The organism is Paenibacillus sp. D51F (assembly GCF_053345695.1).
Window position 1 is genome coordinate 195711 of the sequence record NZ_JBKFAO010000005.1, and the last position, 13657, is coordinate 209367.

The window sequence follows — 13657 nt, forward strand, 5'->3', positions numbered from 1 at the left end:
AACTTGGCCAAACCTGGAGTATCGATCGTGGCCTGCACGAACAGGCCCGAATTCATCCCGAACATTCTGAGCAACTATAAGCGGCAGCTCTATCCGAACAAGGAATTGATCCTCATCGTCAACAAGGACAAGGCCGATCTGAAGGCGATCCGGCGCATAGCCTCCGCTCACCGCCATGTCCGCGTCTACTCTGTCCCGGAGAGAATATCGCTTGGCCAATGCTTGAACTGCGGCATCTCCCGGGCCAGGCATCCTCTCATCGCCAAGCTTGACCACGATGATTACTATTCGCCTTATTATCTTCGGGAGCAGGTCAAGACGCTTGCCTTCAAAGGAAGCTCCGTCATCGGCAAGCATGCCTGCCTCGTCTATCTGGAGGGAAGCAAGCAACTCGTCATCCGCTCTCCCGAGGAACAGCATAAATTCGTCGATTTTATCCAAGGGGGAACGATCTTGTTCCGGAGGAGCGTGCTGAAGCACGCGCGCTTCGACGATATCTCCTTGGGCGAGGACGTCCGGTTTTTAAGGAAATGCAGAAAAAAAGGCTGCATCGTCTATGCATCCTCTCCCTACAATTACGTGTACATCCGCAGAAAAAACAAGAGCACCCACACCTGGAAGGTCAACGACCGATACTATCTGGCCAAAAGCCTTCCCATTGCAGTTACCGATAATTATACCGCCTACGCCAGGAAAAAAGCCTGATCGGAGCGAAGGATCGGCCGGCGAACCTGCAGCAGCAAGCTTTTTTCACCGGTCGCTCACGGGTATGGTGAGCAGGAAGGTCGTACCGATGCCCTTTTCGCTCTCGACTTCGATGACGCCCTTCACCTTGTCGATCGTGCTGTAGACCATGAGCATGCCAAGGCCGGTCCCTTCCGCTTTCGTCGAATAATACGGCTTGCCCAGGCGGGACATCTCCTCCTTGGTCATTCCGATTCCCGTATCTTGGATGCTGATGACGATATGCTGCTTTCTCTCGGCCACATCAATGGAGAGGATGCCGCCTCCCGTCTCCTTCATCGCTTCAATTCCGTTTTTGTAGAGATTGATCAAGCATTGCTGGATCTGGTTCCGGTCATAGCGGATTTGGAGGCTGTTGCTGAAGCTGAATTTAACCTCTACTTCATGGATCGATGCATAAGGCATGATGACATTTTTGGTATACTCCAGCTCATCGATCATGTTGGAGTAGACCATGTTTTCCGACTGCGGCTTGGCGAACGACAAGTAATCGCTGACGATCTTCTCCGCCCGGTTGAGCTCCTGCAGCGAAAGGTCCACGAATTTCTTCTCTTCCGGCGTAATCGTCATCGATTTCTGCAGCATTTGCAGAAATCCGCTCGTTACGGTTAGCGGGTTCCTGATCTCATGCGAGACGCTTGCCGCCAGCTCGCTGACGACATTCAACCGTTCCGACTGAATGATCCGCTCCCTGTTTTTGAAGTTGATCAGAATCTTCTCGATCAGAATCATGATCACGCTTGTCACTCCGACATAAGTCGTCAAGGCATTCAAAGAGAGGATCCGGAATTGCCGATCGGATCCGCCTACGATCAGGCTCAGAATCGCGAGGTAACACCCCATCGTCAGCAAAGCAATGGCGGCTGCCGCGGCAACACGGCCCCGGGAATCCAATTTCAAGAACGTTTTGCTGTAGCAAGGAATCAGAATGAATGCCGCGGTAGAAAACAGGAACGATTCGAGCATTCCTGGCCCCCCAACATAGAAGCGGCATGCGTTCAGGATGATGTACAACGGGAATACATTCTTGTGGCCTCCAAACAAAGCCACGATGATGAACGGGATATATCTTAAATCAAATATATATCCAATATCTAAAATAATTGGTTTTATGATACAAAGAATCATCGTGATGGCGGATAGAACAACAAGGATGTTGTTGTGATAAGGATGGGTTTTGTTTTCAAAAAAGATCAAAAAAGTCAAAACTGGAACTAATAAAAACAAAAAATTCAAGAGCAAGGTCTCAAACAACGAATAACTTCCTTTCGATATTTAATGCAGCAAAGGAAATAAACTTCATTTGTAAGCTATATCCTGTCATTTTGCATTTCGTTACACCATTATAATCACAGATTGCTCAATTACTACATCTTCGGGGTAAATATTGACGGCCTTCCTGCCACAACGTATCCGGTGAATCTGTTCCTGATGCGTTCAAAGGGGGCAGGTTATCGGCGCGATTGTAAATTGCCTTCAAACTAACTTTGCCAATCTATCAAGTTGGATGATCCCGGCACAAGCAGCTGAAGTTCGCGATCCTTGTCTTCCGGACAAAGCTGCTTGGCCACCACGGCGGCCGACAGGAGCAGCCGCACCCGCGCTTCCGGTTGTTCCGGATATGGCAGCGGCTTCGGTCATCGATGCACCAGCTACTATGGCCAAAACGAAACCCTGCTCCATGAATGAGCAGGGTTTCTTTGAATTTCTACTGTAAACGATGGAGTCGATATTAGTCGTCCCATTTCCTTCCCAGCCGAGCCGCCTTGGCCGCTCCGGAACATGCCCTGTCCATTCGAGCGGCTCCATAGTAGAAAACGCCGCATGGATGGCGGAGTGGCCCTGATTCTTCAGCCTCCGGCAGCTTCCTCGACCAGCAGCCTGTAGTCCTCGTAAGCCAGCTTCCACTCCTCCATGCGAGCTGTCGTTCTCCCGTCCAGCAAGGCGGCGATGACATCCAGACAGACATGCCAGCCGGCCAGATCCTTGGGTGTGTGGCCGGTCATTTTGCGAATCGTCTCGATCAAGACGAGGCGGCATCCGCCGGGCTCCGGATAAAGCTCGAAACGGACGCGGTCCTCGCCCCACGTGTATTCAAGGACAGCATGCTCCTGCAGCTCGAGGATCTCGAGCTCCTTGAACGTGCCGTCCTGCATGTCGAACCGGATCACTCCGCCTTCGCGAAGCTCGTCCACCCGCAGCTCCGGGAACCATTCCGCCAGCTTGTCGTTGGCTGTGAGCGACGACCAGACTTTCTCGGCCGGGTGCTTCAAGCGCCGCTCGAAGCGGGCTTCGTATCCTTCCGTTACAGGGGTTAATGACGCCAACATGATTGGACCTCCTCTATGGGAACGAGGGCCGCTGGCCCCGGCATCCCTGTTTTCGCGCGGACCGCCCTAGCGGTCCTCTTCGTCCAAGTGCTTCTCCAGCACGTCCAGCTTGTCCGACCAGAACCGCCGATAAGGCTCGAACCAATGGTCGAGCTCCTTCAATGGCTTCGCGTTCAATCGATACCAATGGCTTTGCCCTTCTTTTCGTACCGAGACGAGCTCCGCTTCGCGCAAAATCCGCAAATGCTTCGAGATCCCGGGCTGGCTTAGCGACGATAAAGCAACCAGCTCTCCGACAGAGCGTTCCCGGACGCGCAGGGAATCGAGAATTTTTCTGCGCTGGGGCTCGGCGAGCACTTCAAACAGCTTGTCCTCATTCATGGCTTATATATTACCTTTCGGTTATATTTCTGTCAAGGCATGAAAAGCAGCCGACATACGGCGGGCTCCCTACCAAACAATGCGCTATTTCCATCGGTCTGGAGGTCGTGTACCCTAAAATTCCAAGTATGCTTCTTTGATAAATCTACTTTATAGCGATCGATAGGCCTTAGGCTGACCCCTTCTTCCCCTTCGTGCCTTCATGATAGGCCTTAGGCTGACCCTTCTTCACCCGCATGGCGCCTCATATATATGCCCTGAGCTCAGCCTCAAGGCTTTTTTCTTTGGAGCGAATAAAGGAGGCCTCGCGGTGGAAATTTAATCCTTGGACTTGCGCCGAGATCGCCGATCCAACCGCTATTCACAGAACCTAACTCGCTGATGTCAGCGTTGAAGCGCCGGCTGGCTCATAAATTCCAGGTTCACGGCCCTGCATTTATGTTAAAATAGCTGTAGACAAGCATTGGCTGGTCCATTAGCCTTGCCATTCTCATTTTGCCCTCGGGCTCGAATGAGGAGAAACCATCTACAGAAACAGGACACTAGGAGGAGTTACAATGGCACTCGTTTCCATGAAGGACATGCTGAACAAGGCGCTTGCCGAGGGCTACGCCGTCGGCCAGTACAACATCAACAACCTGGAGTGGACGCAGGCGATCCTCGCTGCGGCACAGGAAGAGCAATCCCCGGTCATTCTCGGCGTATCCGAAGGCGCGGCCCGCTACATGGGCGGCTTCAAAGTCGTTACCGCTATCGTAGGCGCCCTGATCGATGAAATGAAAATCACGGTTCCGGTTGCCATTCACCTCGACCACGGCTCCAGCTTCGACAAATGTAAAGAAGCGATCGACGCCGGCTTTACTTCCGTCATGATCGACGCTTCCCACCATCCGTTCGACGAGAACGTCGAGACGACGAAGAAAGTCGTTGAATACGCGCACAGCAAAGGCGTTTCCGTTGAAGCTGAGCTCGGTACGGTCGGCGGCCAAGAAGACGACGTCGTTGCTGACGGCGTTATCTACGCAGATCCTAAAGAATGCTTCGAGCTGGTCAAGCTGACAGGCATCGACTGCCTGGCTCCTGCTCTGGGCTCCGTCCACGGTCCTTACAAAGGCGAGCCTAACCTCGGCTTCAAGGAAATGGCGGAAATCCGCGAGACGATCAAGCTTCCGCTCGTTCTGCACGGCGGCACGGGCATCCCTACGAACGACATCAAGAAATCCATCTCCCTCGGAACGGCCAAGATCAACGTGAACACGGAGAACCAAATCTCCTTCACGAAAAAAGTCCGCGAAATCGTGACGGCTGACCACGAAGTCTATGATCCGCGCAAATTCCTGGCACCAGGACGCGATGCGATCAAAGCGACGGTCATCGGCAAAATGCGCGAGTTCGGTTCTTCCAACAAAGCGTAAGACGCACGAAATCAAAAAGGCAAGGAGGACCTCGGTCCTTCCTTGCCTTTTTTTGCATGCCGGAATGGAACCGATCCTAAATGGCGCATAGCCTCGGGGAAGGCTGAGCCTTCTTGTCCGATCATCGGCTCCACCCGGCAGTCATGTCCCCGCAGCCTCTCTCGTACACTAGAACGAGAATGCTCGTATGAGACCGCTATCGGAGGGATGACGATGAAAATTACTTCCGGGGGAATGGAGGCCGTCTATTACGGCCGCGTATCCGCCTACGGCATGAGCCCGATAGAAATTACGCTGTCGGAGGAAAAGGACCCTCTGACCTTCCATTTCTGCATCGAGCACGATCCGCAGCGGGACGACATCGCGACGGATATCCAGCTGATCCGCTACAACGAAGTCCGAATTTCCTGCATCAACTATCCGCGGGGCAAGCCGACCGGCAATCAGGATCTCATCCATCTCGGCGTGCTCGACAACCGCAGCCTGTCCCTCCGCTATGAGACGACGATCCACTACGACCTGTCGGCTTGGGCGCTTGCCTTCACGTTCTACTCCGGCGAAGGGGGGCCGGGGGATGAATAAACTCGAGATCCAGGACCCCAAGGTCGCCAGCAAAATCATCGCCGCGAACGCGGAAAGCGACAAAAGGAAAGCCGAGCTCGGCTTCCTCGGAAGATTTTACGGCTCCGGCGAAAATGTCCGCCTCTATATCGTGGGCACGATCGCGCTTGGCGTCCTGCTCATCGCCCTCGTCTATACGCTGACGCCCGCATCGTACCGTTCCGCCGACTTCGGGCTGAAGGAGATGTGGACGCTCGTCGTCCTTCCGGTCGAATCGACCATCATCGGGTATTTGATCGGATCGCGTTCCAGGGATTCCGGAGGATGAAGCTGATTCAACAGCTCCAAGTCAGGATAAGCTCAGAGATGTTGCGGAAGCAGGCGAGAATCCTACCCAGTAAACCTTTATAGGAAGGGGCTTGCGATGCATGGAATGCATTGAAGCCCTTTTCCAGCATCTCCGTCCGGCACGCCTTCACTTTGCGATATTGAATGCCGACCGCCTTCCCGAACAACGCCAAGCAGCGCCCGCCTTGTCGACAAGGCGGGCGCTGCTTATAGCCGGCCCTTATTGCGGCGGGGCCATCTCGACGTCGATCAGCTTGAACTGCGCCACATCCGCCAGCCCCCGGTTCGTAATCCGGATTTCCGGAATGACCGGCAAAGCGACCAGCGAAAAGGTCATGTACGGAGCATTCAGGGAGCAGCCGATCGCCTTCCAGGCTTCCTCGAGCCCGGCCACCTCGGACACGACCTCCGGCAGAGATTTCTCCGACATCAGGCCCGCGATGGCCATCGGGACCTGCGCCAGCACCTTGCCGTCCCTGACTACGATCATGCCTCCGCCGATCTTCACGAGCTCATTGGCCGCGAATGCCATCTCATGCTCATCCACGCCCATGACGAGCAGGTTGTGGCTGTCATGCGCCACCGTGGAGGCTACAGCCCCTCGGGTGATGCCGAAGCCCTGCACGAAGCCCAGCGACACCTCCCCCTTGCCATGATGCCGCTCGATGCAGGCCAGGCGGATCGTGTCCTGCCGTATATCCGGCAGGATGACGCCGTGCTCCACGGGAAGCTCTGCGGCAGCCTTCTCGGTCCGCGCGCTGTTCTCGATAATGCGGATGACGTTGACGCGGGCGGCTGCCGCATCGAACCGGCTGGCGAGCCTGAAGTCCTCCGCCGCCAGCTTGCGCCCGACATGCATGGACTTGCGGATATGCGATGGATAAACGAACGCCGGGAAGCATTCCTGGCGCAGCTGTCCTTGATCGTAGACAACAACCCCGTCCGCAAGCACGGTCGACGGCACCATCCGCTCCAGATCGTCCAGCAGCAGAATATCCGCGCAGCGTCCCGGCGCGATGCTGCCGAGATCCTGCTCGCATTTGAAGTACCTCGCTACATTCACCGTCGCCATCTGGATGGCTGTGACGGGCTCCACGCCTTCTTCCATAGCCCGGCGGACGACATGATTGAGATGTCCTTTCTCCATCAGCGTCTGCGGACTGACGTCGTCGGTGACGAGAGAGATGTTGCCCGTCGGCACCTTGTCCTCTGTGACAACCTTGATGACTTCCTTGACGTCATGCCAGGCGGAGCCTTCGCGGATCATGAGATGCATGCCCATGCGCAGCTTCTGCAGCCCCTGCTCCCGGGTGACGGTCTCATGATCGGAGGTGACGCCAGCGGCGAGATAGGCTTGCAACATGCGGTCATCCTCGCTGGGGAAGTGGCCGGTGACCGTCTTGCCGCTCTTGAGCGTGGCCTCGATTTCTCCGAGCATGACGGGATCCCCATAAACCACTCCAGGGAAGTTCATGACCTCCCCGAGTCCGACCACGTTGTCCCAAGCCAGTCCCTTGGAGATGTCCTCGACGCCCAGCCTGGCTCCGGCATCCTCGAGATCAAGAGTCGCCGGAACGCAGGAGGGAAAGGTCGTGAACACCTTGAGAGGGAGCTGCTGCCCCTCATCATGCATCAGCTTCACGCCTTCCGCTCCGAATACATTGGCGATCTCATGCGGATCCATGAAGATCCCGGTCGTCCCCTTGGCCAGAGCGGCCTTGGCGAACTCGGTCACGGACAGCATCGTGCTCTCCACATGCATATGTCCGTCCAGCAATCCGGGACAGAGGTACCTCCCCGCTGCATCGATTATTTTCGTGCCGCTTCCGATAGCATGCTCCGCGTTGCCCACATACGCGATCCGGCCGGATGCGATCGCAACGTCGACATGCTCCAGCAGCTCTCCGGTATGGACGTTGACCAGAATCCCATTCCGGATGACGATCTCGGCCTCGGCCTCGCCGCGGGCTACCTGGGACAGCAGCCGGCTTGCTTCATACAGCGGCGTTCTTTTTCCAGAGCTCATCCTGCTCCTCCACTCCTTCAATTGGCAATCCATTCTAAATATCTAGCTTAACACGATATCCGCCGCCCTATGCGACCCTCTCGGCCGGGCCCGCTTGGAGGCGCGCGGAGATCGCATGACGGCGGTAAGCCGGCATGCAGCTGCTCCATCATCATGACGGGAAGCCCGTTCTAAGCCTCCAGCCGTCCCCGCAGATAGGCTGCCAGCTCGCGGGCAGCCTGTTCATGCGCCGCAGCGCCGGGATGGCTCCTTGCGCCCGTCGTCTCGTCCGTCATGGCGGGAAGCTGGAACACCGACACCTTCCGGTCGCCCGAACGTTTGATATAGGCATCGACAGCGCGGTAGATGGCCGGCATCATCGGCGTTCCCAGCATGCCGTAAGCCCAGACGATATGGGCATGCGGATTGCAGGAGCGGATCGTCGCGAGGAAGCTCTCCGCCGCCGCCTCGAAAGCCTGCAGATCCTCCTCGTTGAAGGTCCCGTCCTCGTTCAGACGCTGCTTGTAGGCCCTGCCGGTCTCCTCATCCTTCCACTCAGGCGAGTAGAACGCGCCTCCGTCGTTGGTGCCCAGATTCACGACCACGGCATCCGGCTGCCAGGAAGCGAAATCATAGTCGCGGAAGGCGCCGAGAGCCGCGTTCCTCTCTCCCGTCAGAAGGCCGCATACCTTCTGGTAATGCTGCGGAATATTGCCGTGCGGATTGTTGTCCCAGCTCGTCAGGACGCCCCATCCGCTTTGGGAAATAATCCTGCATTCCGCATTCAGCATTTCCGCCGCCAAGGCTGCATAGGTGCGCGTGCCGCTGAACCACATCGGGATCCAGTCCGCTTCCTCCCTGCCCCCGATCGCTCCCTCGCCGGAAGTGATGCTGTCTCCGATGAACTCGATCTTATAGGGCTTGTCCTCTACGGGCAGGAACTCCCCGTCGAACTTGACCGCATGGATGTGCAGGGAGCAGCGCGGATCGCCGCTCATCGGCTGCACGTCCTTCACGATGCGGACGTTCTTCGCCGTCTCTCCGTCCATGCCCCGGAACAGGCAGACCCAGTGCTTGCCGGACGTGATCATTTGCCTGCCGACCGGCACCGAATTGATCAGAATCGTGATCCACGGCTCGTACTGGCCGTAATCGGCCTCCAGCTCCACCCATAGCTCGGACCCCTTGGCTTGGAGCTCAAGAGCGCTTCCGCTCCAGAAAAGAGTAAGCGGGGAGCGCTCTCCCGTCGTTCGACCATGCACCTTGACATGCGGTAGATCGGATAGGGCCTGTACAGTCAATTCGTTCATCGTCTGATCCTCCATCTGCGGTTCCGTCGTTAGATCCAGTTTACTCCCGGACCCCGCCCGATGTCGCCCTGCAAAAAGGAAAACAACCGCAGCCTGCCCTAATCCGGAGATCACGCGAAGTGCATGCAGCTGCTCGCCGGGCCTGAAAAAACAGCCCCGTCATGACGACGGGGCTGTCAGCAAAGCGGATGCCGCGCAGCATTCGCGGCCGCGGCCATTTTCATCAACCTTACATGACCGGTTGAGGACTAGGGCTCAGTCCAAGCGTCCTTGCCGTGGACTCATGGATGTCGCGGATAAGCTCCGGATTGCCCATCAACGGCAAGCCGTACGAAGGAATCATTTCCTTGATTTTCGGCTCCCACGATTTAATATGCTGAGGGAAACATTTCGCCAATACTTCCAGCATGACGGGAACGGCGGTGGAAGCGCCAGGGGAAGCGCCGAGCAGGGCGGCGATCGAGCCGTCCGCGGCGTTGATGACCTCCGTGCCGAATTGCAGCGTTCCTTTGCCGGCTGCCGTATCCTTGATGATCTGCACGCGCTGTCCGGCTACGAGCAGGTCCCAATCCTCGCTTTTGGCGTTCGGAACGAATTCCCGCAGGGCGTCCATACGCTTTTCTTTCGACTGCATCACTTCCTTGATCAGGTACGTGGTCAAGGATGCGTTCTTCACGCCTGCCGCCATCATCGTGACCAGATTGTGCATCTTGACGGAAGTGACCAGATCCAGCATGGAGCCGTATTTCAAAAACTTCGGCGAGAAGCCGGCAAACGGTCCGAACAGCAGCGATTCCTTCTTGTCGATGACCCTGGTATCCAGATGCGGGACCGACATCGGCGGAGCGCCCAGCGGAGCTTTGCCGTATACTTTGGCACGGTGATCGGCGACGATTTCCGGCTTCTGGCACACCATGAACAGTCCGCTGACCGGGAAGCCGCCGATGCCCTTCCCTTCCGGAATGCCCGATTTTTGCAGCAGATGGAGGCTTCCGCCGCCGCCGCCGATGAAGACGAACTTGGCCGTGCGGCGTTCGACCGCGCCGCTGTCGACGTTCCGCACCTTGAGTTCCCATAAGCCGTCGCTTGTCCGTTTGATATCGTCGACGTTCTGCTTGTATTTGATCTCGACGTTCCGGCTCTGCAGGTTGGCGAACAGCATGCGCGTTAAAGCGCCAAAGTTGACGTCCGTTCCGGATTCAATCCTGGTTGCCGCTATAGGACCCTTCGTTGTGCGGTCCTTCATCATCAGCGGAATCCATTCCTTCAGCTTCTGCGGATCGTCGGAAAATTCCATTCCGTCAAAGAGCGGATTGGCCGACAGAGCGTCGAACCGCTTTTTCAAAAAGGCGACATCCTTCTCCCCTTGCACGAAGCTCATATGGGGAACCGGCATGATGAAGTCCTGCGGGTTGGCGATCAGCTTGCTTTGGACCAGATAGGACCAGAACTGCTTCGATACCTGAAATTCCTCATTCACGCCGATCGCCTTGCTGATATCCATCGATCCGTCCGGCTTCTCGACCGTGTAGTTGAGCTCGCACAGGGAGGAATGCCCCGTCCCTGCATTGTTCCATTCGTTGGAGCTCTCCTCGCCTGCGGTCGCCCGCCTCTCGAGCACGGAGATGTTCCAGTCGGGCACTAATTCCTTGAGCAGCGCCCCTAAAGTCGCGCTCATGATGCCGGCACCAATTAAGATAACGTCTGTTTGGGTTTGTGTTTTACTCATTTTTACCTTCCTTACACGCTGATATTTGAAGAAAAAATGCAGCTCTTTCGGACAAATTGCATAGCAAGCAAGGCGCGACAGAGTCACACCGCTCTTTTGAACACGATGACCATGATTATCTGCAGATTAAGATATTTACTATTATATAATAATGGGAGGCGATAAGCAGGCCGCTAAATGTGGATTTTGCGGACGGTATTCCCCATCTTAGCTTAGTATTCCAACCCGGGCATTTGAATATTAGATCCCATGTTGGAAAGTTGGCATTGTATACAATTATACGGACTCTCCCAGTAGGAGTCGAGCATAATGTCTATAAAAGAATCCGGCTAATGTTGCAAAATAAGCAGCAGCTTGCAGCACAGCGGCGGGCGACGGCTCCTAATGCCCCGATTCGCGCCATTACGCGCCTCAATCGCCTATGGCTAACGGTCCCTTCCTCCTTGCGCCGATAAGAAAAAAATCGCCTCCGCTGAACCAGCAAGGGCGATTGGCATTCAGATATGGCCGGTGTGGCGGAGAAGAACCGATTAGAAAGCGGAAGTCCAGCCCGCATCGGCGGTGACGACCGTTCCGTTCAGGAAGCTGGAATCGTCGGAGGCCAGGAACAGAGCCACCTTGGCGATCTCCTCCGGCGAGCCCGCGCGGGGAATCAAGCCTTGAGACAGCTGGGAGCGGCTGATCCCGAACTCGTTCATGTTCTTCATCGAGGACTGGATGTTGGTCATGACCGCTCCCGGAGCGATCGCATTGCAGCGGATGCCCTTCTGCGCGTACATGAAGCCGGTGTTCTTGGTCAGGCCGACAACCGCGTGCTTGGATGCCGTGTAGGTCGCGCCCGCATGCGCTCCGTTGTATCCGCCGGTGGAGGCCGTGTTGACGATGACGCCTTTGCCTTTCTCCAGGAAGATCGGAATGGCTTTGCGCATAGCCCTCATGACGCTCTTGGTGTTGATGTCGAAGATCAGATCCCAACGCTCGTCGGTAATGTCGCCGGCCGGCTCGAAGCCGTCCATGATCCCGGCATTGTTGACGAGAATGTCCAGCGTGCCGTACTCGCTCACGGCGGTGTCGATCATGCCTTCAATGTCTTCCAGCTTGGCTACGTTGACTTGAAGGGCCTTGGCCGTGCCGCCCTGGGCGACGATTCCCTGGGCTACCTGCTCCGCGCCCTCGAGGTTGAGATCGGCGACGATGACCTTGGCGCCTTCCTTGGCGTACAGCTCGGCAATGGCTTTGCCCATGCCGGAGGCGGCGCCGGTTACGACGGCAACTTGATCGTCGAGTTTCATCACATGGTCGCTCCTTTTTATCTGCTAGGGTATCCGGTTGGCGGATGGGCCTATCCATCATTCGCGAATTTGTACACCACCAGTGTAGTCCTCTATAATTTAAGGATCAATATGCAAAAAGCTTCCCGACTGTCGAAAAACGGATGCCCGTCCCACGATCTGTTCATCTTCATGCGCGAAGCAGACATTTAGGCGGTGATCTGTTGCCAGTACCCAACCGGCGTGTGAGCAAGACCAAACGCGAGCTGAAGGACGCCTTGATCCTGCTCATGGAGACCAAGGAGTTCAAGCACATCACCGTCACGGATATCGTCACCCGGGCGGAGCTGAACCGCGGGACGTTCTACAAGCATTATCAGACGAAAGAAGAGCTTCTCGGAGAGCTCATGAGCGATGTCATGGAGGATCTGATCCGGGCTTATAACGAGCCCTATCTGCATACGGATAAGCTCGTGATCGGCGAGCTGACGACTTCCTCCGTGATCATTTTCAAGCATGTCGATTCCTACTCCGACTTTTACCGGATCATCATCAATTCCAATGCGCTGCCCGGATTCCAGGACCGGATCTGCGGGACGCTGAAGCAATTGGTCATGCAGGAACAGGACACGATGGGAAGCGGCGGCAGCAAGATCGATCCGGATCTGTTCGCCAGCTATATCGCCTATGCCCTCTTCGGGCTCATCGTCGAATGGGTCAAGGAAGGCTACAAATATACGCCGGATCATATGGCGGAGCAGCTGATCAGGATTCTGACGTATCCCTATGATCGAGCGGACGGCAGAGCCCCCAGGTTCTAACCCGGCATGCAGGATCGGAATCCAACCCGAGCTTTCCGATTGAAGCTCGGCTCTGCCAAAAATCAAACTCCCCTTCTGAATAAGCGCCACGAGCCGCTCCTCTTCAGCCGTCAGGCCCATGGCCAGCTTGCGGTTTCTCGCCTAGAAGACGAAGCGGCCACGTCGGCCAGCCATGATGATGCCACGCGCGTCTACTGAGGCAGTGCAAGCTGCCATGAAACGCCGAACTTATCCACGATCCAGCCGAATTTCCTGCTGAACGGATACTCGCCCAGAGGCATCAGAACCTCTCCGCCCTCCGACAGGCGCGCATAGACGCGGTCCACTTCTTCTTCGGTGTCGCAAGTAATAAACAGGGAGAACGACGGCGTGAACGTAAAGGCATGCTTGACAAAGCTGTCTATGCACATGATTTCCTGGCCCTTCAAGGAGAACACCGCCTGCTTGACGGTTCCCTCCGGGCCGGGTTCATTCGCTCCATACCGGGTGATGCTCTTGATTTCCGAATCCTCGATCACGGAGATGTATGCCTTCATCGCCGCTTCCGCGTTTCCTTCAAACATCAAAAAGGGTGAAACCTTTTTCATGATCCGTTCCCTCCTTATTTTCTTGCTTCCAAAAGCCAAGACCATTCCTTCGGATGAGCATTCCAACCGCCAATCGATCGCTCCCTTAGTCTTCGCTGTTCATCTTTTTATATATTTGTTAAGTATCGGATGAGGATGACTGAATGCCCCTGCCC

At 56.0% G+C, this 13657-nt stretch carries 13 protein-coding genes; 5 read left to right on the forward strand and 8 right to left on the reverse strand.

All coding sequences use genetic code 11. The features are described 5' to 3' along the window. Nucleotides 1–3 precede the first annotated feature (3 nt). Nucleotides 4–705: a glycosyltransferase gene (locus tag ACLBWT_RS11620; protein WP_447663288.1), complete on the forward strand. Its 702-nt coding sequence runs from the start codon at nt 4–6 to the stop codon at nt 703–705. 45 nt (nt 706–750) lie between these two features. On the opposite strand, the gene ACLBWT_RS11625 is transcribed toward ACLBWT_RS11620, so the two are convergent. From ACLBWT_RS11625 to ACLBWT_RS11635, 3 genes are all read right to left on the reverse strand, one after another. Further along, a complete protein-coding gene (locus tag ACLBWT_RS11625) occupies nt 751–1998 on the reverse strand; it encodes an ATP-binding protein (protein ID WP_447663289.1) in 1248 nt (415 codons plus the stop codon). A gap of 596 nt (nt 1999–2594) precedes the next feature. Continuing rightward, nucleotides 2595–3074: an SRPBCC family protein gene (locus ACLBWT_RS11630; protein ID WP_447663290.1), complete on the reverse strand. Its 480-nt coding sequence runs from the start codon at nt 3072–3074 to the stop codon at nt 2595–2597. A gap of 66 nt (nt 3075–3140) precedes the next feature. After that, on the reverse strand, nt 3141–3455 hold the full coding sequence (locus ACLBWT_RS11635; protein WP_447663291.1) for an ArsR/SmtB family transcription factor: 315 nt from the start codon (nt 3453–3455) through the stop codon (nt 3141–3143). A gap of 557 nt (nt 3456–4012) precedes the next feature. On the opposite strand from ACLBWT_RS11635, the gene ACLBWT_RS11640 reads away from it, so the two are divergent. The 3 genes from ACLBWT_RS11640 to ACLBWT_RS11650 all read left to right on the forward strand — a co-directional run bounded on the left by ACLBWT_RS11640 (nt 4013) and on the right by ACLBWT_RS11650 (nt 5759). Further along, a complete protein-coding gene (locus ACLBWT_RS11640; RefSeq protein ID WP_048747599.1) occupies nt 4013–4870 on the forward strand; it encodes a class II fructose-bisphosphate aldolase in 858 nt (285 codons plus the stop codon). A gap of 213 nt (nt 4871–5083) precedes the next feature. Then, nucleotides 5084–5452, forward strand: coding sequence for a DUF6864 domain-containing function (locus tag ACLBWT_RS11645; protein ID WP_447663292.1), 369 nt, complete (start codon nt 5084–5086; stop codon nt 5450–5452). Further along, nucleotides 5445–5759 (forward strand): hypothetical protein, encoded by a 315-nt coding sequence (locus ACLBWT_RS11650; protein ID WP_447663293.1) that lies wholly within the window; start codon nt 5445–5447, stop codon nt 5757–5759. The genes ACLBWT_RS11645 and ACLBWT_RS11650 overlap by 8 nt, the downstream gene beginning before the upstream one ends. Before the next feature lie 240 nt (nt 5760–5999). Here the strand turns inward: ACLBWT_RS11650 and ade are convergent, their stop codons facing one another. The 4 genes from ade to ACLBWT_RS11670 all read right to left on the reverse strand — a co-directional run bounded on the left by ade (nt 6000) and on the right by ACLBWT_RS11670 (nt 12115). After that, nucleotides 6000–7805 (reverse strand): adenine deaminase, encoded by a 1806-nt coding sequence (gene ade, locus ACLBWT_RS11655; protein WP_447663294.1) that lies wholly within the window; start codon nt 7803–7805, stop codon nt 6000–6002. A gap of 170 nt (nt 7806–7975) precedes the next feature. Beyond that, nucleotides 7976–9094, reverse strand: coding sequence for an SGNH/GDSL hydrolase family protein (locus tag ACLBWT_RS11660; RefSeq protein ID WP_447663295.1), 1119 nt, complete (start codon nt 9092–9094; stop codon nt 7976–7978). 229 nt (nt 9095–9323) lie between these two features. Continuing rightward, a complete protein-coding gene (locus tag ACLBWT_RS11665; protein WP_447663422.1) occupies nt 9324–10865 on the reverse strand; it encodes a malate:quinone oxidoreductase in 1542 nt (513 codons plus the stop codon). A gap of 488 nt (nt 10866–11353) precedes the next feature. Further along, a complete protein-coding gene (locus ACLBWT_RS11670; protein WP_447663296.1) occupies nt 11354–12115 on the reverse strand; it encodes an SDR family oxidoreductase in 762 nt (253 codons plus the stop codon). Between the two features lie 203 nt (nt 12116–12318). Between ACLBWT_RS11670 and ACLBWT_RS11675 the strand changes: the two genes are divergently transcribed. Further along, the gene (locus ACLBWT_RS11675; protein WP_447663297.1) at nt 12319–12915 is read left to right on the forward strand and encodes a TetR/AcrR family transcriptional regulator C-terminal domain-containing protein; all 597 of its coding nucleotides are present in this window, start codon (nt 12319–12321) and stop codon (nt 12913–12915) included. Between the two features lie 191 nt (nt 12916–13106). On the opposite strand, the gene ACLBWT_RS11680 is transcribed toward ACLBWT_RS11675, so the two are convergent. After that, nucleotides 13107–13502 carry a VOC family protein gene (locus ACLBWT_RS11680; protein WP_447663298.1) on the reverse strand — a complete coding sequence of 132 codons (396 nt, stop codon included), beginning with the start codon at nt 13500–13502 and terminating at the stop codon, nt 13107–13109. Nucleotides 13503–13657 lie beyond the last annotated feature (155 nt).

Coding starts and splice junctions, on each gene's coding strand:
- ACLBWT_RS11650 (WP_447663293.1), top strand. CDS start 5,445: ATGAATAAACTCGAGATCCAGGACCCCAAGGTCGCCAGCAAAATCATC.
- ACLBWT_RS11680 (WP_447663298.1), bottom strand. CDS start 13,502: ATGAAAAAGGTTTCACCCTTTTTGATGTTTGAAGGAAACGCGGAAGCG.
- ACLBWT_RS11640 (WP_048747599.1), top strand. CDS start 4,013: ATGGCACTCGTTTCCATGAAGGACATGCTGAACAAGGCGCTTGCCGAG.
- ACLBWT_RS11645 (WP_447663292.1), top strand. CDS start 5,084: ATGAAAATTACTTCCGGGGGAATGGAGGCCGTCTATTACGGCCGCGTA.
- ACLBWT_RS11630 (WP_447663290.1), bottom strand. CDS start 3,074: ATGTTGGCGTCATTAACCCCTGTAACGGAAGGATACGAAGCCCGCTTC.
- ACLBWT_RS11635 (WP_447663291.1), bottom strand. CDS start 3,455: ATGAATGAGGACAAGCTGTTTGAAGTGCTCGCCGAGCCCCAGCGCAGA.
- ade (WP_447663294.1), bottom strand. CDS start 7,805: ATGAGCTCTGGAAAAAGAACGCCGCTGTATGAAGCAAGCCGGCTGCTG.
- ACLBWT_RS11660 (WP_447663295.1), bottom strand. CDS start 9,094: ATGAACGAATTGACTGTACAGGCCCTATCCGATCTACCGCATGTCAAG.
- ACLBWT_RS11670 (WP_447663296.1), bottom strand. CDS start 12,115: ATGAAACTCGACGATCAAGTTGCCGTCGTAACCGGCGCCGCCTCCGGC.